Origin of the sequence: Brevibacterium sp. HMSC08F02, assembly GCF_001807555.1 — a bacterium.
Lineage (GTDB): Bacteria > Actinomycetota > Actinomycetes > Actinomycetales > Brevibacteriaceae > Brevibacterium > Brevibacterium ravenspurgense.
Window position 1 is genome coordinate 17,593 of record NZ_KV789342.1, and the last position, 22,289, is coordinate 39,881.

A 22,289-nucleotide genomic window follows, 5' to 3' on the forward strand; every position below is an offset into this window, starting at 1 on the left:
CCTGTCCCGAGGGTGGTGGCTCAGGGGCGCTGAGCGCTCCTGAGCCGATGTCAGTTCTGCTTGCGCTGCTCGGCCTTAGCCTGAGCTGCGCGGTCGCGACGCGACTTCACTTCGGTGTACGTGCCCTTAGCACCCGCGGTCTCCCGGCGCGATTCCGCGCGGGCGTCTGACTTCGAACGCGTCGGTGCGAGCACCATGACCATGTTTCGTCCGTCAAGCCGGGGCGAGGATTCAACGGTGCCGTATTCGACAACCTCCTCGGCCAGCTTCTCGAGCAGTCGCATACCCAGTTCAGGGCGGGACTGTTCGCGTCCGCGGAACATGATCATGACCTTGACCTTGTCGCCGCCGTTGAGGAAGCGAACGACGTGGCCTTTCTTGGTTTCGTAGTCGTGGTCGTCGATCTTGAGTCGGAACCGGATTTCCTTCAGGGCAGTGTTGGCCTGATTCTTCCGTGCTTCGCGTGCCTTCTGGGCAGTTTCGTACTTGAACTTGCCGTAGTCCATGAGTTTGACCACCGGAGGCTTCGCCTTGGGCGCAACCTCGACGAGGTCAAGATCGGCTTCGCGTGCCAGGTCGAGTGCCTTGCGAATGGCGACGATCCCAACCTGTTCTCCGTTGGGTCCGACCAGACGGACCTCAGGTACTCGAATCCGATCGTTGATGCGCGGCTCGCTGATGTGCATGCTCCTTAACTCAGATGGTGATCACGGTGTTCGCGGGGAACAGAAAAAGCTCCCTTTGAACACGCAAAGGGAGCTTGAAACGCTGCCGGTGAAACAATGTTCACCTCAGTGCCCAACAGCGGAACACCGAGCTTTGCAGCCCGTCATTTCCAGCTGTTATCGCTGACCCGATTGCCTGTGGCAATCCAGGTGGGAGTCAATCTCCACTTTGCACGCCCTCCAGCTTACACGATGCACAGGGATTTTTCACACTCGAGTGTGGGAAGCTTGGAGGCATGACTGAAAACCGCCACTCTTTTACCGATGACCACACTGCTGAAGACCACGCGCGCGCAGAGCAGCAGGCACTGCGCGACATCGCCGAAGTTCCGGCAGTCGAGGTCATTTCATCCGCGGCCATTCACCTCATGAGCGCCGCCGCCGTGAAGTGCGGTCTGGCCGAAGACACCGAAGAGTCCCTGGGCAAAGACCTGCAGGACCTCGATGAGGCGCGCAAACTCATCAACGCACTGGCAGGCCTGGTCACCTCGTCCGCAGTAGACCTGGGAGACCAGCACGCCCGCCCCCTGCGCGACGGCCTGCGCAGCCTGCAGCTGGCCTTCCGCGAAGCATCCCCCTTCCCCGACGCACCCGGATCGGGACCCGGCGAAAAGTACACCGGCCCCGTCTCCTGACCCTCCCTCCCGGCGAGGTGACGCAGGGCGCCGGCGGCGCCTCGGGAGCTTCCAAACAGCACTCCGGCAACTTAGGTTTACCTTTCTTGAATGATTCCAGAAAAGACCTACGGTTGAAGCATGACCACGAGTGCTGCTGACACGATCAAAGCCGCCGGACTGCGCGTCACCGCGCCCCGCCTGGCGGTCTACGACGTGTTGGAGCACGATCACACCCACCTCGACGCCGACCAGGTTTTCCGCGCCGTGCGCGAAAAGCTCGGCACGGTGTCAATGCAGACGGTGTACGACGTGCTCGGCGCGTTCGCGCGCACACAGCTTGTCAGGGTCATCGATCCGGCTGGCTTCGCGTCAGCCAGATACGAAATCAACCGCAACGACAATCACCACCACATCGTGTGCCGAACCTGCGGTGACATCCGCGATGTCGCCTGCGGACCCGGCAGCGCTCCGTGCCTGGACCCGGCTGAAGACTTCGGCTTCACAATCGACGAAGCAGAAGTCGTCTACTGGGGGCAGTGCCCCCAGTGCGGGCTCAGGACCACTCTGTAACTCCAAAACCCAGGAGGACTCATGGCCACCAATCGCACAACCGACAACTTCGGCATCCCGGTCGGCAGCGACGTTCACTCGCTGACCCTCGGCGCCGACGGCCCTACGCTTCTGCAGGATTACTACCTGGTTGAGAAGCTCGCACAGTTCGACCGCGAACGCGTCCCCGAGCGCGTCGTCCACGCTAAGGGCGGCGGCGCATTCGGCACGTTCACCGTCACCGGCGACGTTTCCAAGTACACCAAGGCCAAGGTCTTCCAGCCCGGCGCCGCAACCGAAATGCTCGCCCGCTTCTCGACCGTTGCCGGCGAACAGGGCTCGCCCGACACCTGGCGTGACCCCCGCGGCTTCGCACTGAAGTTCTACACCGAAGAAGGCAACCTCGACATCGTGGGCAACAACACCCCGATCTTCTTCATCCGCGACGCCATCCAGTTCCCCGACTTCATCCACTCGCAGAAGCGCAACTCGCAGTCCGGTCTGCGCGACCACAACATGCAGTGGGACTTCTGGGTCAACGAGCCCGCATCGGCCCACCAGGTCACCTACCTCATGGGTGACCGCGGCATCCCGCGCTCGTGGCGCGAAATGAACGGCTACGCATCCCACACCTTCCAGTGGATCAACGAAGCCGGCGAACGCTTCTGGGTCAAGTACCACTTCCACTCGGACCAGAAGCAGGAGTTCATCGACAAGTACGGTCACGAAGGCTTCTCGGCTGACGACGCCGACGAAATGGCCGGCATCGACGCTGACTTCCACCGCCGCGACCTGTTCGACGCCATCAAGGAAGGCAACTTCCCGTCCTGGACCCTGTCTGTTCAGGTCATCCCCTACGAAGAGGGCTTCACCTACGGCACCAACATCTTCGACGTCACCAAGACGGTGTCCCACAAGGACTACCCGCTGATCGAGGTCGGCAAGATGGAGCTCAACCGCAACCCCGAAGACTTCTTCGCACAGATCGAGCAGGCTGCATTCAACCCGGCTTCGCTCGTTCCGGGCACCGGCCTGTCGCCTGACAAGATGCTCATGGGGCGTCTGTTCTCCTACCCGGACACCCACCGCCACCGCATCGGGCCGAACTACGCCCAGCTGCCGGTGAACCGTCCGAAGTCGCCCAAGCACAACTACAGCCGCGACGGCCAGATGCGCTACGAGCTGTACCCGGCAGACCAGCCCGAGTACGCACCGAACTCGTACGACGGCCCGCGCGCTGACGAATCGGTTGCAACCGACGTCAACCTCGTTGACGTTCCGCAGTCGGACGTTGTTCGCGCCGCTCAGACGCTGCGCGAAAACGACGGCGACTTCAACCAGGCCGGCGACCTCGTGCGCAACGTTCTCGACGACGCTGCTCGCGACCGCCTGGTCCACAACATCTCCGGTCACGTCATGGGCGTGTGGGACAAGGAACTGCTGCCCAAGGTCTTCCAGTACTGGAAGAACGTCGACGCAGAACTCGGTGCCCGCATCGAAACCGTTGTCACCGAAGCCAAGAAGAAGCAGGAACAGGCCTGATCTTCTTCAGCTGCGTGGGCTGAGCAGGCTCAGCGCGGCGTGAGCTGAACAGGCTCGGCGCGGCGTGAGCTGCTCTAGCTGAACACGAGCGCCCCCGGCAGGATTCCTGCCGGGGCGTTCGTGTTTTTGCACGTTCAGACGGCGCGAAAACACCCGTTAGCCGGAATCTGCGCCTTAGCCGCACACAAACACCGCTTAGCCGGAATCTGCGGCTTAGCCGCACACAAACACCGCTTAGCCGGAATCCGCGGCTTAGCCGCCCACAGACACCGCTTAGCCGGAATCCGCGCCTTAGCCGCAACTGCTAACGGGAGTTTTTCTTGCTAAAGCGTGGGCGCAGGTGCAGGGCTCTGCCGCAAGCCGCAGAACAAGGTAGACGCTCGAAGCCAGCCCGGGCGGCACCTCGTGTGCCATGCCAAAGGACTGCCCGCAACCTGCAGCGCGAAAACACCCGTTAGCCGGAATCTGCGCCTTAGCCGCACACAAACACCGCTTAGCCGGAATCTGCGGCTTAGCCGCCCACAGACACCGCTTAGCCGGAATCCGCGCCTTAGCAACAACTGCTAACGGGAGTTTTTGTTGCTAAAGCGTGGGTGGGCCTCACATGACGACGCAGGTAATGCCCGCGGACCCAGCGCAGCGTAATGCTCAGCGGACCGTGATGGTCAGGGAGTCGACGCGGTCGACGATGACGGAGTGCTCGGCCAGACGGGCTTGGAAAGCACTGAAGTCAGGTTCGCCTTCGAGGGTGAGAACAATAGCCAGTTCGGGCCCGCCCGTCACGATCCTTTTGCTGCCAGGACCTGCGCCAACGGAAGCAATCCACGAAAACTGCGCCGCGGTGTCCCCGATTGCCTGCGCGACTTCTCTGTCGGCCCACGAAGGCGTCCAATCGTGTCCCTGCACAAAAGCCCACAGGGCCGGCCTGCGCAGGAGAAACGCGTGATCACTGCCCGGATCGACGATGACCAGCTGCGAGCCTTCATCAACAGCACCCAAGCCCAGCCGCTCAGCTTCGATCGGCACAGGCCTTGCCTGAGTCCCCCACTGAGTCAGAAGGGGAATCGCAGTGAAGCAGGGCGTGGCCTCGCGGCCGTCTTCCGATGAGAGGCGCACCATAGCCATGTCCGAGCTGTTGTCGACCATGAGCCCGTGTTCGCCCACAGATTTGCTGAGAGCCTCGGGAAGAATCGGCGCATAAACACGCGAGTTCTTCAGCGCCTCGACTACCCCGATGTGGGCGGCAGGGTCAAAAGGATTGGCCGTGGCGGCTTCAAGCGCCGCCGTCACCCGCGGGTCAGCTTCACCGGTATCGCCAGAGAAGGGGTTGGGTTTGAGCTCGCGGCCCTTCCACGCGGTTCCCGCGGAGTCAGTCTGATTTCCTGCCCCGGCAGAGTCGGCCTGGCTGCCCTCTCCCCCAGAGCCAACCTGACCGTCAGGCGACGCAGAACCGTCTGGGCTCGCAGCGCTGCCGAACATGCCCTTGAGGTGTTCGGGCAGCTGGGGCTGGTCGGGCGTGCCGTTTGTCATGGGCGGCCAGCGACCTCGAGTGCTTCACTCATGGTGAATCGGCCGGCGTAGAGAGCCTTGCCGATGATGGCGGAGTCAACACCAGCGGGTACGAGCTTGCGCAGAGCAGCGAGGTCATCAAGCGACGAGATCCCACCGGAAGCGGTGACCGGTGTGCCGGTGGTGCTTGCAATCTTCTGCAGAAGCTCCGTGTTGGGACCGCTGAGAGTACCGTCGGTGTTGATGTCGGTGACAACGTAGCGCGAGCATCCGGCGGCCTGGAGCTCGTCGATGACATCCCACAGGCTGCGGCCTTCCTTCGTCCAGCCCCGGCCGGCAAGCATTTCGCCGCGAACGTCAAGCCCGACTGCAACGGCGTCACCGTGTTGACGGATGATGTCGGCCGTCCATTCGGGGTTTTCGATAGCTGCCGTACCGATGTTGACGCGAGCTGCACCGATTTCGAGGGCGGCTTCGAGTGCCGCAGTATCGCGAATACCACCGGAGAGTTCGACCTTGAGGTCGACAGAGGCGATGAGATCCTTGATGATGGCCCGGTTGTCACCGCGGCCGAAAGCAGCGTCAAGGTCGACGAGGTGGAGCCATTCCGCTCCGGCTTCTTGGAACTTCAGCGCGTTTTCCAGCGGCTGACCGTAATCGGTTTCGGTTCCGGCTTCACCTTGGTGTAGGCGAACGGCTTTGCCGTCGACGATGTCGACTGCGGGAAAGAGCACAAGGCGGTCTGCTTCAGTCACTGGTTCTCCTATATGTGGGAAGCGTCGAGGCTGTCAATCCAATTGGCAAGGAGCTTCAGACCTGCCCGACCGGACTTTTCTGGGTGGAACTGCACCGCGCTGAGCGGCCCGTCCTCAACAGCGGCTATGAACTTTTCACCGTGTTCGGCATACGTCGCCTCCCCTGTGCTGGGTGCTGTGTGCGCCGCATAGGAGTGGACGAAGTAGAAGTGCTCGTCGGTGATTCCATTGAACAGCAGCGAACCTGCTGGCGGCTGCACCGTGGTCCACCCCATGTGGGGAACAACGGGGGCTGAAAGCTTGGTGACGGAGCCGTTCCACAGGCCAAGGCCTTCTGCGGTCACTCCGTGTTCGGTACCCTGCTCGAACATGATCTGCAGGCCCACGCAGATGCCCAATACCGGCATTCCGCGTTCGATCCTGTCGGCAATGATGGCCGGAGCTCCGACTGCGCGCAGTTCGTCCATAACCGACGCAAAAGCGCCAACGCCCGGGACGACGAGGCCGTCTGCCGCCAGCAGGTACTGCGGCTGTGCGGTCAGATGGACCTGCGCGCCGGCGGCTTCAAGCGCCCGAACTGCGGAGCGCACATTGCCCGATCCGGCGTCGAGAACCGCAACGGTGGTCATTTTCTGCGCCCCAGCAGCTTGTTGATGCGGAACAGGCTCACGCCGAAGACACCGGCCGCCAGCGCGGTGGCGATCCACATGTACCAAGGGCCGCTGAGAGCAACAACAGCGCCGATGACCAGTGCGACGAATGCAACTGCGGCGACGATCATCCAGACGATTGCGGTGCGCGCAATTGCGGCACGAGCGCCCGTCATAGTCAGTGCGCTTGCCTGCATCTTGCTGATATCAGCCGTGTGCTGCGCGCCTTCGATGTCAGCGGGATCTGCCTGCCCCAGAAGCAGACGCTCGACGTCTTCGGGGAGGTTCTGCAGGGCCAGACCCGCCGGAACTTCTGACTGGCGCTTGCCCCCGCGGTAGTGGCCGGAGGCGATGGCGTCGTCTTCACGGACGAGCAGAAGAACTTCGTAGCGGCCAGCCATCTTCGACAGCTTCTGGGTGACTTCGGTGGCGTGTTCGCGGCTGGCGTCGTCAAGAACAATGGCCGAAAAGCCGCCGACGGGCACGACAGAACCGCGAATATCGCTCAACACGCAAGCGGCTGCAAGCTGTTTGGGGTCGCCGAAGGGTGTGACTACGAGTGCTGTGTTCACAGGGCCCCCTTGGTGGAGGGAATAGCTCCACCAGTGCGCGGGTCGGCTTCAAGCGCCATGCGCAGAGCGCGAGCAAAGGCCTTGAATTCAGCTTCTGCAATGTGGTGGGGGTCCCGACCGGCAACAAGTGTGAGGTGGACGGTCAGGCCCGCGTTGATGGAAAGAGATTCAAGAGCGTGGCTGACCATGGAGCCCGTGAAGTGTCCGCCGATCATGGCGTACTGGAAGCCTTCGGGTTCGCCGGTGTGAACGAAGTACGGGCGGCCGCTGATGTCGACGACAGCCTGCGCGAGTGCTTCATCCAAAGGAACTGCCGCATCGCCGTAGCGGCGGATGCCCGCTTTGTCTCCGACAGCGTCTTTCAGTGCCCAGCCGATGGTGATGGCGGTGTCTTCGACCGTGTGGTGAACATCGATTTCGATGTCGCCTTCGGCTTTGACCGTCAGATCGCACAGGGAGTGGCGAGCCAGCGCGTCAAGCATGTGGTCGTAGAAAGGGACTCCGGTTGAGATGTCGGATTTCCCTGTTCCGTCGAGATCAATTGTGACGTCGACCTTGGATTCACTGGTGTGACGTGACGCCGTCCCGATCCTCTGGGCCATCAATCCTCGTTTCCATTCGGCTGCTGCTGACCGCGCGGCGCGGTCAGGCCAATCCTATCGGGAGGGAACGAGGATGCGCTGGCCAGGGTGAACCGTGGAAGAGTCCAGACCGTTCATGTCGACGATGGCGGTCAGAACGTCACGAACGTCTTCCCCACCAGCGGAGTCACGGGCGATTTCCCACAGTGACTGGCCTTCTTCGACGATGACCATCTGGGTGTCTTCCGCATAGAGCGGTTCCGCATTCGAGGCCGAAGCCTCTGACCGGATGAAGAGGACGGCGCACAGAGCTACCGCAGCGATGACAGCGAGAGCCGCCATGCGCCGCACCCAAAAGATCCGGCCTTCCCTTACCGAACGGTGCGGTGCGCGAGCGAGCGTGTGCATTCTTCCTCCTAACACAGCCAGAGCCTTCGGCCCCGACAATGCGATGTGGCGTACGGCCGCTTGCCCCACGGCCATTCGCATTATTCGAACTGATGTTCTAAGACACACATTAGAACACAATCCAATGTTTGTCGAACATCTATGTGAAAATGGATTCGAACACTGCATCCGATTTCCACTGTTCAGAGCTTCCCACGAGGCACTGACATAACCGGCTCCAAGCTTCTGACCTGCAGTAATGTCAGGGGTTCGGGGCGAGAGGACTGAGTCATGACACAGTCGCGTCGCACTCGCGGCCGCCCACGTGACACCGAAGTGGCCAAGGAGGTCAGCTCGTTCCGCAAGCGCCGTGACAGCGAGTCTCCCCTGCCGGTCGCTTCAGCTGCCGCGGACGACCGTTCGCTGTCGGCCCGCCAGCGTCAGGTGCTCGAGACGATCGAGGCGTCCGTGCACAGCAACGGATATCCCCCGAGCATGCGTGAGATCGGCAAGGCCGTCGGCCTTGCTTCCCTTTCGTCTGTTGCGCACCAGCTCAACCAGCTCGAAAAGCTCGGCTATCTGCGCCGCGACCCCAAACGTCCGCGCGCAATCGAGGTAGTCAATCCGGCTGAGGTCGTTGAAACGCCGGCAGCGGACACATCGGCGAACGCCGCCGCCATTCCCGTGGTCGGTCGCATTGCCGCCGGCGGCCCCATCACGGCCGAACAGAATGTGGACGACGTTTTCGTCCTGCCTCGCCAGGTTGTCGGCGCCGGTGACAACCTGTTCCTGCTCAACGTGGTCGGCGATTCGATGATCGATGCGGCCATCTGCCACGGCGACTGGGTGGTTGTGCGCAGTCAGCCGACCGCCGAGAACGGCGAAATCGTCGCAGCCCTACTGGACGACGAAGCAACGGTCAAAACGCTCAAGCGCAAGGACGGCAAGCAGTGGCTGCTGCCGCAGAACCCGGACTACGAACCCATTGACGGCACCTTTGCCACCATCATGGGCGTCGTAACGGCCGTCATCCGCCGCGTCTAGTCTTCCGGTTTGAGTCTTTCGAGAGCCCCGCGGACCACCGCGGGGCTTTCTGTCGTCCACATGGGCGGCAAGGTCGCCATGAGGAAGTTCGCGTAGCGGGCCGTGCGCAGTCGCGAATCGAGCACCGCAACAACTCCGCGGTCGGAAGTTGAGCGAATAAGCCTCCCGGCCCCCTGCGCCAACTTGAGGGCAGCGTGAGTTGCGGAGACGGCCATGAAGCCGTTGGCACCTCGGCGGGCGGCGGCTTCCGTCCGCGCAGTGGCCAGCGGATCGTCAGGACGGGGAAAGGGAATCCTGTCGATCAGTACAAGGCGGCAGGCGTCCCCGGGCACGTCCACTCCCTGCCACAGGGAGATGGTGCCGAACAGGCTCGACTCAGCATCGGAGCTGAAGGACCGTACGAGGCTGCCCAGGCCGTCTTCGCCCTGCAGCAGGATCGGCAGATCAGTGTTCTCACGCATGTATTCCGCGGCTTGTTCGGCTGCGGCCTTCGATGAGAACAGCCCGAGCGCTCCCCCGCGGGAGGCTTCGATGAGTTCCCGCAGCTCTTCAAGCTGTTCGACGTTGAGGCCCCCGCGGCCGGGCTTGGGCAGATGGCCGGCAACGTAGAGGATGCCCTGTTTGGGGTAGTCGAAGGGTGAGCCCACGTCGAGACTGTCGTAGCGCGGACTGTCGGGGCCCTCCAGACCAAGAGAGGCGGCGACCGGTTCAAAACGACCGCCAAGAGCCAGGGTTGCTGAGGTTGCGACGACGGTCGCCTCTTCGAACAGGCCGCGGCGCATGGTGCCGGCAACCGACAGCGGGGCGATGACGAGGCTGACGGTTTCCGTGCCGCGGAAAGCATTCCGGCTGACCCAGACGACGTCGTTGGCGCTGCCGTCGGTCATGCGCTCCGCGAGGTCGAAAACCTCCTGAATGCGAGCGCGCGCCACTGTCAGGCCGGAGTCTGCCTCTTTGCCGCGTTCTGCGTCACCGCATGCGCTCAGCAGCGTGCGAGCGCTGTCGCGCAGAGCGACGACCGCGTCCTGCAGAGGTTCCGGCCACATCCGCAGCAGACCGGCTTCGGCCTGGTCGAGCGCATCCGAAAACGAGGTGCGCGCGGTATCGAAGTCACTCAGCGCTGCCGGTGTTGCGCCGGTGTGTTTTCTGGCTGCCGAGTGCGCGGCTGAGAGCATCGCGTCCGTCAGGCTGCCGGTCAGAGCAGATGTCACGCGGTCGCGCAGTTCGTGGGCTTCGTCGATGATGACTGCCGAGTGCGACGGCAGCACCGAGTTTTCGCCGAAGGCGTCGATCGCCAGCAGGGCGTGGTTGGTGACGACGACGTCCGCACCCGAGGCCTTTGTCCGGGCCAGTTCCGCCCAGCACTCTTCGACCATGGGGCATTTCTGGCCCAGGCAGTCATAGGCGTTGACGGACACGTGCGACCATGTGCGGTCGGAGACTCCCGGCACCAGATCATCGCGGTCGCCCGTGTCGGTGGACTGTTCCCATGATCGAATGCGGGCGATCTCGGATTCCAGGGCGCTCATGGATCCGCCCCGGTGTGCCGCATCGTCGGCTCCCATGTCGAACAGGAGCCCCGCCTCGTCATCCGGGTATCCCCCGGCGAGTTTGTGTTTGCACAGGTAGTTCCGCCGCCCCTTGAGAACGGCCGCGCTCGGCCGGCGGCCTAAGTCTTCGCGCAGGGCTTTGGCCAAGCGCGGGATGTCGCGGTCGACGATCTGCGCCTGCAGCGCCAGCGTTGCGGTGGAGACGATGACGCGCTCACCGGAGCCGACGGCGTAGCGCACCGCGGGCACGAGGTAGCCCAGCGACTTACCCGTTCCGGTTCCTGCCTGCACCAGCAGGTGCGTTTCGCTTTCCAAAGCCGAGTTCACGGCTTCGGCCATCTGCTGCTGACCCTCGCGGGGGCTGCCGTTGAGTGCGGCGACGGCCTTCTCCAGCAGTCCCGCGACGTCCTTCACTCGCGGGCCCCCGCCGGATCATCACCCAAGTCAGGTGAGACACGGTCAGGCGAGGTGGTCTCGGCATCGGGGGTCGGCACCTCGTACGAGGTGGACTCAGGTGAGTCGGGCACCTGCACCGGGGTGCTGTCCTCGGCTGGTCTGGCACCGGCATACATGTCGGGCCGGCGGAAGGGTTCGAGCTGGGCGGCGAGGTCGCCGTTGACGAAAGCGTGGACGACGGTGCCCTCGTCAATGTGTTCGATGCGCTCGATTTCGCCGTCTTCGTGCACAGCCGAGAGCAGGTCGCCGCGGTTGTAGGGAATGAGAGCGGTGAGTTCGTATTCGGGGTGTGGGAGCGCTTCTGCGATGGTGGTGCGCAGAATGTCGAGGCCCTCACCGGTGTGCGCGGAGACTGCCACGGCGCCGGGGTGGCGGCGCATGAGGCGGGCGACGGCATCGGGTTCGGCGATGTCGGCCTTGTTGATGACGATGAGTTCGGGTACGGAGGGGTCGACGACATCGGCGAGGACGTCGTGAACGGCTGCGATCTGCCCTTCCGGGTCGGGGTGCGAACCGTCGACCACGTGGAGCAGAACATCGGCCTGCCCGGCTTCTTCCAGGCTGGAGCGGAACGCTTCGACCAGCTGGTGCGGCAGATTGCGCACGAAGCCGACCGTGTCGGTCAAGGTGTAAGTGCGGCCGTCTTCGGCCTCGGCGGCTCGGACGGTCGGGTCGAGGGTGGCGAACAGGACGTTCTGCACCATGACCCCGGCGTCCGTCAGACGGTTGAGCAGGCTCGATTTGCCGGCGTTGGTGTAGCCGACGATCGCGACCGAGGGGATGCGGTTGCGTTTGCGGGAGGAGCGTTTGACCTCGCGGGCCGGCGTCATCTTGGCGATGTCGCGGCGCAGCTTCGCCATGCGCTTGCGGATGCGGCGGCGGTCGAGTTCGATCTGGGTTTCACCGGGACCGCGCGAACCGATTCCGGCACCGCCGGCCACCTGACCACCGGCCTGACGCGACATGGATTCACCCCAACCACGCAGACGCGGCAGCAGGTATTCCAACTGTGCGAGTTCGACCTGCGCCTTGCCTTCGCGGCTTTTGGCGTGCTGGGCGAAGATGTCGAGGATGAGTGCCACCCGGTCGACGACCTTGACCTTGACGACGTCTTCCAGTGCACGGCGCTGGGACGGTGCAAGTTCGGAGTCGAAGATGACGGTGTCAGCGCCGACGGCATTTACGATTTCGGCGAGTTCGCGTGCCTTGCCGCGGCCTAAGTAGGTGGCAGGGTCCGGAGTGTCGCGTCGCTGGATGACACCGTCGAGGACAGTTGAGCCGGCAGTTTCGGCGAGTGCTGCGAGTTCGCGCAGAGAGTCTTCGGCGGCTTCGGCCGTGCCTTCCGTGTACACCCCGGCGAGCACCACGTTCTCCAGGCGGACGTCGCGGTATTCGACTTCCGTGACGTCTTCAAGTTCCGTCGACAGGCCAGCCACGCGACGCAGCGCGGCACGTTCCTGGACGTCGAAGTTGGTGTCGTCATCAGCGGCAAGCTCCGCTGCCGTGAGCGATGAGTCAGCCCGCGACAGGACGCGGTTGATGATGTCGTCTTCGCGGGTGGGCTCTGTTTTCGGGGAGCCGGGGGTCTTGCCCGAGGTGCCGGGGCGGGTTTCGTCGGAACCCGAGGTGCCGCGGGCCTCACCCGAGGTGCCGGGGGTTGAAAGTTCGTCTTCTTCTCGCATTGCGGCCCATTGTCCCACAGGGCGCAGTTTTCGGTGCCGCGAGCGCGTAGGCTTGGATGCCGTGAGCGAGCACTACTTTTCTTCCGCCCCAAACGCACAGTCACGTCCGCGCCCACTTGAGGTGCGCCTGGCCGGTCACGACCTGACAGTCACAACGGACGCCGGCGTGTTCTCGCCCGGCCGCGTGGACAAGGGCACCGCGGTCCTTCTGGACCGCCTGCCCGAGGTGCCCGCCGGCAACCTGCTGGACATGGGGTGCGGCTGGGGTCCGATCGCGCTGCACGCCGGTCTCGCCGCCCGTGACGCCGGGACGGACACCCGCATCTGGGCTCTCGATGTCAACGAACGCTCACTCGAACTGACGAAGAAGAACGCCGCCGAGGCGGGGCTCAGCTCGATCCGCCCCGTCACCGCCGAACAGATCCCAGACGATGTCCGCTTCGACGCGATTTGGTCCAACCCGCCGATCCGCGTGGGCAAAGACGTGCTGCACGAACTTCTTCTGACCTGGCTGCCCCGACTGACGCCCGGCGGGGAAGCACTCCTCGTTGTAGCCAAAAACCTCGGCTCAGACTCGCTGCAGAAGTGGATGCAGGAGAACCTTCCGGAGGGCTTCACCATTTCACGCGCCGCATCATCTAAGGGGTTCCGGATCCTTTCGGCTGTCGCGCCGGAGTGACGACTGCCCACGGCAGCAACTCAGACGCACGGACACCACGTCGGCCTCGCGCTGACAGCTCTCAGAGAAGCGAAGCCTCTGCCGTAAGAACAGCGGGCCCGGACAGGACCGCATAGTCGTCCTCCACCTCGACGAGCACTGTCCCGCCCGGCTGGGTGACAAGCCACTCCCGAGGTGCCGCCTTCCCAGCCCAGTGGCTGGCGGCCAGAGCCGCCGCACACGCCCCGGTGCCGCACGCGCGGGTCTCCCCGACACCTCGTTCGTAGACCCGCATACTCAGGTGCCCCGCCTTCTGCAGTCGAGGATCAGTGACCTCGGGTGCGGGGCACTGTTCGATGACAATGAATTCGACGTTCGTGCCGTCCGGCGGCACGGGCTGGACCTCGGGTGGTTTGCGCAGGTCAAGAGCCTCAAGCTCAGATGCTTGGGCCACAGCGACGACGGTGTGCGGGTTCTTCATATCGACACTCGCCGCGGGCCTGGGCGGGCGGAGGTTGGCCACAGCAGCAAAGGCGTCATCGGCAATCGGCTTGGGCCCGCGGGGCAGGCGAACGCGATACCACGTGGCTGCGTCGGAGGCGTGAGCAGAGCCGGCAGCGTTGGCGAAAGGACTTGCGGTCGTTTCGACCGTTACGGGGCCGACAGCTGTTCCGATGGTGAACTTCTCCCCGGTCTGCAGCCCAGTTTCACGTAGGAAATGAGTGAAGACCCGCACCCCGTTGCCGCACATTTCCGCTGGTGAGCCATCCGCATTGCGGTAGTCCATGTACCACTGAGCGCCGGCCTCTTCAGCGACGCGAGCCGCGGGAGTGTCGATCGAGCCGATACTCGCAGCGCGGATGACACCGTCGGCGCCGATGCCGGTTCGGCGGTCGCAGACGGCGGCAATTGCGTGAGGTTCGAGCCTCACGGTGTCGTCGGCGTACAGGAGGAAATCGTTTTCAGTTCCGTGCCCCTTGGTGAGTTTCATGCACCCTCCTGGCTGTTGATGATGCTCACTGCCTGTTCAAAAAGCTCTGGACTGTCGGCGTCCAGCCAGTGGATGCGCGGGTCCCGTTTGAACCAGGTTTCCTGTCGTTTGGCGAACTGACCGGTGCGGATGATGGTCTGCTGGGTGGCCTCGTCGAGTGTCATGGTGCCGCGCACATAGGCGATCAGCTGACGGTAGCCGATCGCAGCTGCCGCGGTTGTTGATTCCTCGATTCCCGCGGTGATGAGCGCGCGCACCTCGTCAACCCAGCCGTCATCAATCATGCGGTGAACGCGGGTGCTGATACGTTCGCGCAGGTCGGCACGGTTCATGCGCAGGCCGATCTGCACCGTCGGCATGGCGTAGGTGTATTCGGGCAGGTGGGATGTGAAGGTTTCGCCGGTCAGCGCTATGACTTCCATGGCACGCACGATGCGCCGGGAGTCTTCGATTTTGATCTTCGCCCCGGCTTCCGGGTCGAGTTCCGTCAGCAGCGCGTGGAGATCGCGTGTACCGTCGAGTTCAGCAATCCGCTCCAAACGCGAGCGCAGACTGGGATCTGTGCCCGGGAAGTTCATGACGTCGGTTGCCGCACGCACGTAAAGACCAGAGCCGCCCACCAGGATGGGCTGCACGCCGCGGGACCGCATATCTGCAATGAGTTCGCGAGCCTGCTGTTGGAATTCGCTGACGCTGGCGTCTTGGGTCACGTCGAGAACATCGAGCAAGTGGTGTGGCACTCCCCTGGTTTCGGCCGGCGTGATTTTGGCGGTGCCGATGTCCATACCGCGGTAGAACTGCATGGCATCGGCGTTGATGATTTCGCCGCCGTAGTGTTCGGCAAGGCGCACCGCGAGGTCCGATTTACCGGTTGCCGTTGCGCCGACGATGTTGATGACCGGACGGACTGGAGCTGTCACGGAAACTCCATTCGCAACACGGCCGTGCGAGTGCCGAGGGTTTCTGCGTCGAAGTCAACGTGGACGTCAGGTTGGCCGTGAGCGCTCAGAAGTCTCTGCAGCGACTCGGTGTTGGACGCGTAGGTTCGAGCATCCCGTGCAGCGTGAGTCAGGGCTTGGGCTTGACTGGCTTGGATGGCCTCCATGAGTGCCCGGTCGTGTTCTGGCGCGCCTTCGACGGGGGCCAGGGGCCCATCTGGGGTCGAGGTGGCAGAGAAGTCGAAGGTGATGAGTGCGGCTTGTGCGCGGTCCAGTGGGACGGGGGTCAGCCCCGCTTCGACCGCCAGCAGTGCTGCGGAGCCGGCGCGGGCGCAGGCGTCTTGGACAGTCTGCCGGGCGGCTTCATCAGGCAGTTCAGCGACCGCGGCCTGCCACGCGTTTCCGGTGAGGAGTTGTCCCGTGCGCATGTCGACGCCTCGGTCGATGCCGTAGGGCCCGAGCCCCACAAGCGGGGTGTCAGCGTCTATGCCGATTTCTGTGCTTTCGCCCGCGGCCCATGCGATCGCTGTGAGCATGGCTTGGCGCAGCGTGTCTTCCGCTGGTGTCCGGGTGCGTGTCACGCCGGCCGTGTACACCGGCGCGGCAGGGACAACGGCGGCGCGGAAGGTCATCGTGTGCGGATGGTCGGCATGCCCAGGACAGTGGGGCCGGCGGGGCCTGCTGAGTTCGAGCCTGCACCGCAGCTGTCTGCCTGCGCGAGGTCCCAAGCGTCACCGGCCGGGGATGTGCGCAGTGTGTACGGGGCGTCCGCGATGAGGAAGTAGGGCTTGGCCTCCGTCAGGGTGGTGGTGACGAAGTCACCCGGGCGCACGGGAGTGTCCGGGTCGGCTTTGACGTGGACCAGCCGGTTGTCCCGGGCGCGGCCTGAGAACCTGCCGTGTTCCTCATCGGGCAGTCCGGTCACGAGGATTTCGGCTTCCGTGCCGACCAGCGCCTGGTTCTCTTCCAGGGAGATGCGGTCCTGCAGAGCGGTCAGACGTTCGAAGCGCTCCTGGACGACGTCCTTGGGGATCTGGTTGTCCATTTCAGCCGCCGGGGTGCCCGGGCGGATGGAGTACTGGAAGGTGAAGGCCTGGGCGAAGCGAGCCTGTTCGACGATGTCCATCGTGCCCTGGAAGTCCTCTTCGGTTTCTCCGGGGAAGCCGACGATGATGTCGGTGGTGATGGCGGCGTTCGGGATGCGTTTGCGCACTTTGTCGAGGATGCCCATGAACCGTTTGGTGCGGTAGGAGCGGCGCATGTCTTTAAGCACTTTGTCCGATCCGGACTGCAGGGGCATGTGCAGCTGCGGCATGACGGTGGGGGTTTCGGCCATGGCGTCGATGACATCGTCGGAGAACGCGGCCGGGTGTGGGCTGGTGAAGCGCACGCGCTCGATGCCCGGAACCTGGCCGACGGCGCGCAGCAGCTTGGCGAATGCGCCCTTGTCGCGGAATTCGGTGCCGTAGGAGTTGACGTTCTGACCCAGCAGGGTCACTTCGACAACGCCTTCGGCCGCGAGTGCTTCGACTTCGGCGAGGATGTCACCGGGACGACGGTCTTTTTCTTTGCCGCGCAGCGCCGGGACGATGCAGAAGGTGCACGTGTTGTTGCAGCCGACCGAGATCGACACCCAGCCGGAGTGGGTGGATTCGCGGCGAGTGGGCAGGGTTGAGGGGAAGACGTCGAGGCTTTCTTTGATCTCGACTTGTGCTTCCTGGTTGTGGCGGGCCCGTTCCAGCAGCACCGGCAGGGAGCCCATGTTGTGGGTGCCGAAGACCACGTCGACCCAGGGGGCGCGTTTGATGATGGTGTCGCGGTCTTTCTGCGCCATGCAGCCGCCGACGGCAATCTGCATGCCGGGGCGCTGTTCTTTGACTTCGGCCAGACGGCCGAGGTTCCCGTAGAGCCGGTTGTCGGCGTTTTCGCGTACCGCGCAGGTGTTGAAGACGACGATGTCTGCCTGTTCGCCGGCATCCGCTGGGGAGTATCCGGCGTCGTCAAGGAGCCCCGAGAGTCGTTCGGAGTCGTGCACGTTCATTTGGCACCCGTAGGTTTTGACCTCGTAGGTGCGCGGGTGTGCGGTTGCTGTGTCAGTCATCGTTGCCTCAGTCATCAGGCGTCATTCTAGCCGTTGGGCGTGTGGGTCCTGCAGTGTCGTATGGCCGGTGGTGCTGTTGTCGCTGTGGAATACTGCACAGCATGAGCGGCCCACATCTTGACGTTGTTGTCATCGGCTCTGGCCCGAATGGTTTGGCGGCTGCTGCGACGGCGGCCCGCGCCGGCCTGCAGGTTGTGGTGTATGAAGCTCAGCCGACCATCGGCGGTGGGGCGCGCACTGCGGACCTGGGTTTGGCTGATGGTGTTGTGCACGATGTATGTTCGGCTGTTCATCCGCTCGCTGTTGCTTCGCCTTTCTTTGTTGCTTTTGATCTGCCTTCCCGAGGTGTTGATCTGCTTCTGCCGGAAGCCTCCTACGCGCATCCACTTGAGGATGAGCCGGCCGCCGTTGCCTGGCACAGCCTGGATCGGACGGCTGCCGAATTGGGTGTTGACGGTTCTCGTTGGCGTGATCTGTTCTTGCCTTTGCTTGAAGCCCCCGATGCGGTGGTTGCACTGGGTCTGGGGTCGAAGCGCGGGGTGCCGAGTGAGGTTCTGAACGCCCGAGGTGCCGCTGCAGCCGCGAGCTTTGTTGGTTCGGTGGCCAAGGTCGCACGGACCGGAGGTTCGGGATTGTTTTCTGGTACTCGGGCTCGTGCGCTGTTGGGTGGGGTGGCCGCCCACTCCCCTGGGCGGCTTGGAACGCTGTCATCAGCGGGTGTGGGACTTATGCTCGCGATGACGGGTCACTTGGGCGGTTGGCCAATTCCACAAGGTGGTTCTCAGGCGATTGTGGATGTTCTTGTGGCGGATATTGAGGCCCATGGCGGTTCGTTTGTCACGGGTGCTCATATTTCCGATTCTTCTCAGCTTCCGCCCGCGCGGGCTTATCTGTGCGATACGACTGCAGAGGCTGCTGCAGAAATCTTTGCCGAGCATCTGCCTGCTTCGGTGAAAAGGGGCATGAACTCTTTGGGGCATGACAGCGGTGTTGCCAAGGTTGACTTCGTGCTGTCGGGCCCTGTTCCGTGGCGTGATCAGAATGTCGGGAGGGCCGGTACGGTGCACCTGGGTGGCACGTGGTCGGAAATCGCTGCATCACAGCATGCGGTCGCCCGAGGTGTGATGCCGCCGTCGCCTCTGGTTCTTGCGAGTGATCCGACGGTTGCCGATCCTTCGCGTGAGGTGGGCGGCCTGCGCCCACTGTGGACCTATGCGCATGTGCCCTTGGGGTGTTCCATTGACGTTACGGAGCACGTGGTCCGACAGGTTGAGCGTTTTGCTCCTGGCTTCCGCGATGTCGTTGTTGCTTCGCGTTGTGTTCCGGCATCGAAGATGAGTGAGCACAACGCGAATTATGTAGGCGGTGACATTGCGGCTGGCAGTGTTGACGCTTACCGCCTTGTGGCCCGGCCGCGGCTGGCGTGGGATCCCTATTCTTTTGGTTTGGTCCGCACTGTCGATGGGATGACGGCCCGGGTTGCGCTGTGTTCAGCGGCTGCCGTGCCGGGCCCCGGCGTGCATGGTGTTTGCGGTTATGAGGCAATGCGTACGGTCTTGCGCAAAACTTTCGGCATACACGAGCACATCAACTTGAGTCCCGGTCTGGCAGCTGACATTTGAGTGGTTAGCCCCTGCGCACGCCCAGCCGGCGACGTCAAACTTCGTCGAGTGCTCGGCGTGTGACGTCGAGGCAGATGCCCGTGGGGAATCCGCGACGAGCGAGCATGCCGAGGATTCTGCGTTCCCGAACTTCTCTGGGAAGCCCGCGGGTGCTGTGTGCCTTTTTCATGGCGACAGAGAACGCGAGTTCGTGTTCGTCTTCCGCTTGGACGTCGTCGAGGGCTTCTGCCACGGCACCGTCAGGCAGACCCTTTTTGCGCATCTGCAGACGCAGAGCTTTTTTCGACAGGCTTCGACGCTGTCGTTGGGCGCGCACGTAGCCGTGGGCGTAGGCCCTGTCATCAAGCAGGTTCGCGTTGGTGAGTTTGTCGATCAGGGTGTCGACGACGTCTTCGGGGTGTTCTTTCTTCAGCAGTTTGTCGCGCAGTTCAGCTGAGGAATGGTCGCGGGCACTGAGGATGTTGAGTGCCCGTTTTTTGGCCCGCTTGTACTCAGGGTCGTCTGAGGGGATGCGGTAGTCGTCGCGATTCCCCGCGGCGTGTTCCGCGGAGATCGCGTCGATTTGGTCCTGCAGCTGGCGAACAGTGCCAACTGTGTCAGGCATTGGCCGGAGTCTCCTCCTGGTCTTCCGCAGCTTCTTCGGAACCGACGATGCCCAGCTTGGTCAGGATCTTCAGTTCGATTTCGTCACGCAGATCCGGGTTGTCTGCAAGGAAACGGCGCACGTTCTCCTTACCCTGGCCCAGCTGGTCGCCGTCATAGGTGAACCAGGAACCAGACTTGCGGATGATTCCGTTGTCGACACCCATGTCGATGATGCTGCCTTCGCGGGAAATTCCCTTGCCGTAGATGATGTCGAATTCGGCCTGTTTGAACGGCGGGGCGACCTTGTTCTTGACGACCTTCGCGCGGGTCTTGTTGCCGACTGCGTCCGCGCCTTCCTTGAGCGTTTCGATGCGGCGGACGTCAATGCGCACGGAAGCGTAAAACTTCAGGGCCTTACCACCGGAGGTGACTTCGGGCGAGCCGAAGAAGACGCCGACCTTTTCACGCAGCTGGTTGATGAAGATTGCGGTGGTCTTGGAGTTGGCGAGAGCACCTGTAATCTTGCGCAGCGCCTGCGACATGAGGCGGGCCTGCAGACCCACGTGGGAGTCACCCATTTCGCCTTCGATTTCAGCCTTGGGAACAAGAGCTGCAACGGAGTCGATGACGATGATGTCAAGGGCGCCGGAGCGGATGAGCATGTCCGCAATTTCGAGTGCCTGTTCACCGGTGTCAGGCTGAGACACAAGAAGGTTGTCGGTGTCGACGCCGAGCGCTTTGGCGTATACCGGGTCGAGTGCGTGTTCAGCGTCGATGAAAGCGGCGATGCCACCGGCTTTCTGCGCGCTTGCCACAGCGTGGAGAGCGACGGTGGTCTTACCGGATGATTCCGGCCCGTAGATTTCGATGACGCGGCCGCGCGGGAGACCGCCGACGCCGAGCGCTACGTCAAGAGCAAGCGAGCCGGTGGGAATCGCTTCGATGGGCGGACGCTGGTCGTCACCCAAGCGCATAACGGCACCCTTGCCGTACTGACGGTCGATCTGCCCCAGAGCCGAGTCGAGAGCTTTGGCCTTCTGTTCCGCTGCCCGCTCTTCAGCGGTGCGGGATGCTGGCTTTTCTGCCATGGATCCTCCTCATTTGACGTTGTGCTCTGACTGTAGACCGAGGCACTGACATAGAAAATGCCGAACCGAAAGCTGTGGATAACTTTTTCGACGGCATGACAACAATACATCGACCCGAACACGTGTTCTATATTGCGCTTCGGCGTGTCTGCAGGACTCAGCGACACGAATGGTCGTGGCGCTACCGCTCATGAACGACATGCGCAGCGCGCCCTCAGTGTTCGGCCACGGCCCTCATCCACATGGTCAGTTTGAACCGCAAACCTGGTCTACGTTCGTTATTTCAACTACGCGCCATTCACCATGGGGCCGCCGCAGGACAAAACCTGCGACAGAGTTAACGCCTTGTCTTGTTTCGCGTTCTCCCTGTGCGCCTGTTGTTTCCCACTCCTTGTAGTGCATACATGCAGTCACGAAAACTTCGGGTGTAGATGGTTCAAGATTTCCGACCGTAAGCTCTGTTGCTTTCAGATCGTTCTTGGCCACACGACCTTCTTCATCGAACTTCTTCTCGGATTCTCCCTGGACCTCTCGCAACTCACCCGCAGTCATACCGTGGAATTTGTCCCAGTACACGCCGTCGTCTTTATAGGCCCGGTTCGCGGCAACCATGTACTCAGTGAAGAAGACAACTGCCTCGTCGGCAAGTTGTTTGTCGTCGTCGGAAAGCGCAAGCCCTTCTTCAACCGTGTACTCCGGAATCTTCGGAGTTGGGTCTTCAGGTTCAGCAAACGGCGAACCAGAAGCAGACTCCCGGGCGCCTTCAGCATCAGCACTCCCACTTGAACAGCTCGAAAGGACCAAACACCCGATGCACACCGCGGCCACCACGCAGCGGATCCTCCGCGCGCACGAATCTCCAGCCAAATACCGCATAGACAGAGAAAACATCATCGATTCCTGTTCACAACATCTTTGTGTTCTGCTGTCCAAGTTATTTATTCAACAACCGCGCGACCAGACCCACCACAGTTCTGTGGACAACGCCCTCCGGGGTTGGATCGACTTGTAGCACTGGAACATCCCCGGCAGCTTTAACCAGAGCACTGTGCATCCACGCTAGATAATTCATCGGCGGTCCATCGGCTGCCGTTTTTGAGCATGTCGAAGCCGGCCTTCGCACGCGGACCGGGCTCACTTCTTTCCTTGTTCTTAGTTCTCTCAGTACGCCACTCGTCATAATGCAAACAGGCTGACACGAAGACATGCCCCTTAGCTTTATCGATCAGACCGACATGGATCTCGCTGACCTCCAGAGTGTTCTTAGCAACGAGCCCGTCCTTTTCAGCTTCTTTACGACTCTCCTCTTGAATCTCGCGCAGCTGTCCGGACGACAAATCGATCAGCTTGTCCCAGTAATCACCGCCGTCCTTAAACGCCCGGTTGGCCGTGGCCATGTACTCGTTGAAGAAAATGACTGCTTCATCAGCCAGTTGAACGTCATCAGCGGAAAGTTCAAGCCCCTCGACAAAGGAGTACTCCGGAACCATCGGTATTGGGCTTTCAGACTCCACCAACGGCGAACCAGAAGCAGACTCCCCAACGCTTTCGGGATCGGTACTCCTACTGGAACAGCCCGAAAGGGCCAAGCACCCGACACACACCGCGGCCAACAAACGCCGCATCTTTCGCACATGAGAGCCGCTAACCAAGGACTGCAAAGGCAGAGAAAGCATCATTGATTCCT

23 protein-coding genes are annotated in these 22,289 nt (G+C 62.5%); 6 read left to right on the forward strand and 17 right to left on the reverse strand.

Annotated features, from left to right (window positions below):
• Positions 1–50 precede the first annotated feature (50 nt).
• A complete protein-coding gene (gene infC / locus HMPREF3172_RS00790; protein WP_019174917.1) occupies positions 51–686 on the reverse strand; it encodes a translation initiation factor IF-3 in 636 nt (211 codons plus the stop codon).
• Positions 687–961: 275 nt separating this feature from the next.
• Between infC and HMPREF3172_RS00795 the strand changes: the two genes are divergently transcribed.
• The 3 genes from HMPREF3172_RS00795 to HMPREF3172_RS00805 all read left to right on the forward strand — a co-directional run bounded on the left by HMPREF3172_RS00795 (position 962) and on the right by HMPREF3172_RS00805 (position 3,433).
• Complete coding sequence (locus tag HMPREF3172_RS00795; protein ID WP_070514730.1) at positions 962–1,360, forward strand: DUF1844 domain-containing protein; 399 nt, start codon at positions 962–964, stop codon at positions 1,358–1,360.
• A gap of 120 nt (positions 1,361–1,480) precedes the next feature.
• On the forward strand, positions 1,481–1,912 hold the full coding sequence (locus HMPREF3172_RS00800) for a Fur family transcriptional regulator (protein WP_070424584.1): 432 nt from the start codon (positions 1,481–1,483) through the stop codon (positions 1,910–1,912).
• A 21-nt stretch (positions 1,913–1,933) separates the two neighbouring features.
• Entirely contained in the window at positions 1,934–3,433 is a 1,500-nt protein-coding gene (locus tag HMPREF3172_RS00805) for a catalase (RefSeq protein WP_070514732.1), read from the forward strand.
• Between the two features lie 648 nt (positions 3,434–4,081).
• On the opposite strand, the gene HMPREF3172_RS00810 is transcribed toward HMPREF3172_RS00805, so the two are convergent.
• Genes HMPREF3172_RS00810 through HMPREF3172_RS00835 form a run of 6 tightly spaced genes read right to left on the reverse strand, consistent with a single transcriptional unit; the run spans position 4,082 to position 7,908 of the window.
• Complete coding sequence (locus HMPREF3172_RS00810) at positions 4,082–4,963, reverse strand: SseB family protein (RefSeq protein ID WP_070514734.1); 882 nt, start codon at positions 4,961–4,963, stop codon at positions 4,082–4,084.
• Positions 4,960–5,697 (reverse strand): bifunctional 1-(5-phosphoribosyl)-5-((5-phosphoribosylamino)methylideneamino)imidazole-4-carboxamide isomerase/phosphoribosylanthranilate isomerase PriA, encoded by a 738-nt coding sequence (priA, locus tag HMPREF3172_RS00815; protein WP_070427824.1) that lies wholly within the window; start codon positions 5,695–5,697, stop codon positions 4,960–4,962. Before priA ends, HMPREF3172_RS00810 begins: the two co-directional genes overlap by 4 nt.
• A gap of 8 nt (positions 5,698–5,705) precedes the next feature.
• A complete protein-coding gene (gene hisH, locus HMPREF3172_RS00820) occupies positions 5,706–6,326 on the reverse strand; it encodes an imidazole glycerol phosphate synthase subunit HisH (RefSeq protein ID WP_070514736.1) in 621 nt (206 codons plus the stop codon).
• Entirely contained in the window at positions 6,323–6,919 is a 597-nt protein-coding gene (locus tag HMPREF3172_RS00825; RefSeq protein WP_061943596.1) for a hypothetical protein, read from the reverse strand. The genes hisH and HMPREF3172_RS00825 overlap by 4 nt, the downstream gene beginning before the upstream one ends.
• The gene (gene hisB / locus HMPREF3172_RS00830) at positions 6,916–7,521 is read right to left on the reverse strand and encodes an imidazoleglycerol-phosphate dehydratase HisB (RefSeq protein ID WP_019174909.1); all 606 of its coding nucleotides are present in this window, start codon (positions 7,519–7,521) and stop codon (positions 6,916–6,918) included. Before hisB ends, HMPREF3172_RS00825 begins: the two co-directional genes overlap by 4 nt.
• A 54-nt stretch (positions 7,522–7,575) precedes the next feature.
• A complete protein-coding gene (locus HMPREF3172_RS00835) occupies positions 7,576–7,908 on the reverse strand; it encodes a LysM peptidoglycan-binding domain-containing protein (RefSeq protein WP_070514738.1) in 333 nt (110 codons plus the stop codon).
• Between the two features lie 270 nt (positions 7,909–8,178).
• Between HMPREF3172_RS00835 and lexA the strand changes: the two genes are divergently transcribed.
• Positions 8,179–8,931 (forward strand): transcriptional repressor LexA, encoded by a 753-nt coding sequence (lexA, locus tag HMPREF3172_RS00840; RefSeq protein ID WP_070424580.1) that lies wholly within the window; start codon positions 8,179–8,181, stop codon positions 8,929–8,931.
• Here the strand turns inward: lexA and HMPREF3172_RS00845 are convergent.
• Both HMPREF3172_RS00845 and hflX read right to left on the reverse strand, forming a co-directional pair.
• Positions 8,928–10,895: an ATP-dependent DNA helicase gene (locus HMPREF3172_RS00845; protein ID WP_070514740.1), complete on the reverse strand. Its 1,968-nt coding sequence runs from the start codon at positions 10,893–10,895 to the stop codon at positions 8,928–8,930. The genes lexA and HMPREF3172_RS00845 overlap by 4 nt on opposite strands.
• Positions 10,892–12,619 (reverse strand): GTPase HflX, encoded by a 1,728-nt coding sequence (gene hflX, locus HMPREF3172_RS00850; RefSeq protein WP_070514742.1) that lies wholly within the window; start codon positions 12,617–12,619, stop codon positions 10,892–10,894. Before hflX ends, HMPREF3172_RS00845 begins: the two co-directional genes overlap by 4 nt.
• A 61-nt stretch (positions 12,620–12,680) precedes the next feature.
• On the opposite strand from hflX, the gene HMPREF3172_RS00855 reads away from it, so the two are divergent.
• Positions 12,681–13,298, forward strand: coding sequence for a class I SAM-dependent methyltransferase (locus HMPREF3172_RS00855; protein ID WP_070424577.1), 618 nt, complete (start codon positions 12,681–12,683; stop codon positions 13,296–13,298).
• Positions 13,299–13,359: 61 nt separating this feature from the next.
• Here the strand turns inward: HMPREF3172_RS00855 and dapF are convergent, their stop codons facing one another.
• Genes dapF through miaB form a run of 4 tightly spaced genes read right to left on the reverse strand, consistent with a single transcriptional unit; the run spans position 13,360 to position 17,322 of the window.
• Positions 13,360–14,268, reverse strand: a complete 909-nt coding sequence (dapF, locus tag HMPREF3172_RS00860) for a diaminopimelate epimerase (protein WP_070514744.1) — start codon at positions 14,266–14,268, stop codon at positions 13,360–13,362.
• Entirely contained in the window at positions 14,265–15,188 is a 924-nt protein-coding gene (miaA, locus tag HMPREF3172_RS00865; protein ID WP_070514746.1) for a tRNA (adenosine(37)-N6)-dimethylallyltransferase MiaA, read from the reverse strand. The genes dapF and miaA overlap by 4 nt, the downstream gene beginning before the upstream one ends.
• Positions 15,185–15,787 (reverse strand): hypothetical protein, encoded by a 603-nt coding sequence (locus tag HMPREF3172_RS00870; RefSeq protein ID WP_141741540.1) that lies wholly within the window; start codon positions 15,785–15,787, stop codon positions 15,185–15,187. The genes miaA and HMPREF3172_RS00870 overlap by 4 nt, the downstream gene beginning before the upstream one ends.
• 47 nt (positions 15,788–15,834) lie before the next feature.
• Positions 15,835–17,322: a tRNA (N6-isopentenyl adenosine(37)-C2)-methylthiotransferase MiaB gene (gene miaB / locus HMPREF3172_RS00875; protein WP_070514750.1), complete on the reverse strand. Its 1,488-nt coding sequence runs from the start codon at positions 17,320–17,322 to the stop codon at positions 15,835–15,837.
• Between the two features lie 86 nt (positions 17,323–17,408).
• Between miaB and HMPREF3172_RS00880 the strand changes: the two genes are divergently transcribed.
• On the forward strand, positions 17,409–18,929 hold the full coding sequence (locus HMPREF3172_RS00880) for a phytoene desaturase family protein (protein WP_070514752.1): 1,521 nt from the start codon (positions 17,409–17,411) through the stop codon (positions 18,927–18,929).
• Positions 18,930–18,963: 34 nt separating this feature from the next.
• Here HMPREF3172_RS00880 and HMPREF3172_RS00885 read toward each other — a convergent pair whose 3' ends face one another.
• The 4 genes from HMPREF3172_RS00885 to HMPREF3172_RS00900 form a co-directional block, all read right to left on the reverse strand.
• Positions 18,964–19,533 carry a regulatory protein RecX gene (locus tag HMPREF3172_RS00885; protein WP_019174898.1) on the reverse strand — a complete coding sequence of 190 codons (570 nt, stop codon included), beginning with the start codon at positions 19,531–19,533 and terminating at the stop codon, positions 18,964–18,966.
• Positions 19,526–20,602: a recombinase RecA gene (recA, locus tag HMPREF3172_RS00890; RefSeq protein WP_061943569.1), complete on the reverse strand. Its 1,077-nt coding sequence runs from the start codon at positions 20,600–20,602 to the stop codon at positions 19,526–19,528. The genes HMPREF3172_RS00885 and recA overlap by 8 nt, the downstream gene beginning before the upstream one ends.
• A 246-nt stretch (positions 20,603–20,848) precedes the next feature.
• A complete protein-coding gene (locus HMPREF3172_RS00895) occupies positions 20,849–21,496 on the reverse strand; it encodes a hypothetical protein (protein WP_141741541.1) in 648 nt (215 codons plus the stop codon).
• A gap of 140 nt (positions 21,497–21,636) precedes the next feature.
• Positions 21,637–22,289, reverse strand: a 653-nt coding sequence (locus HMPREF3172_RS00900; RefSeq protein ID WP_218078917.1) for a hypothetical protein, incomplete at its 5' end; no start/stop codon positions are given.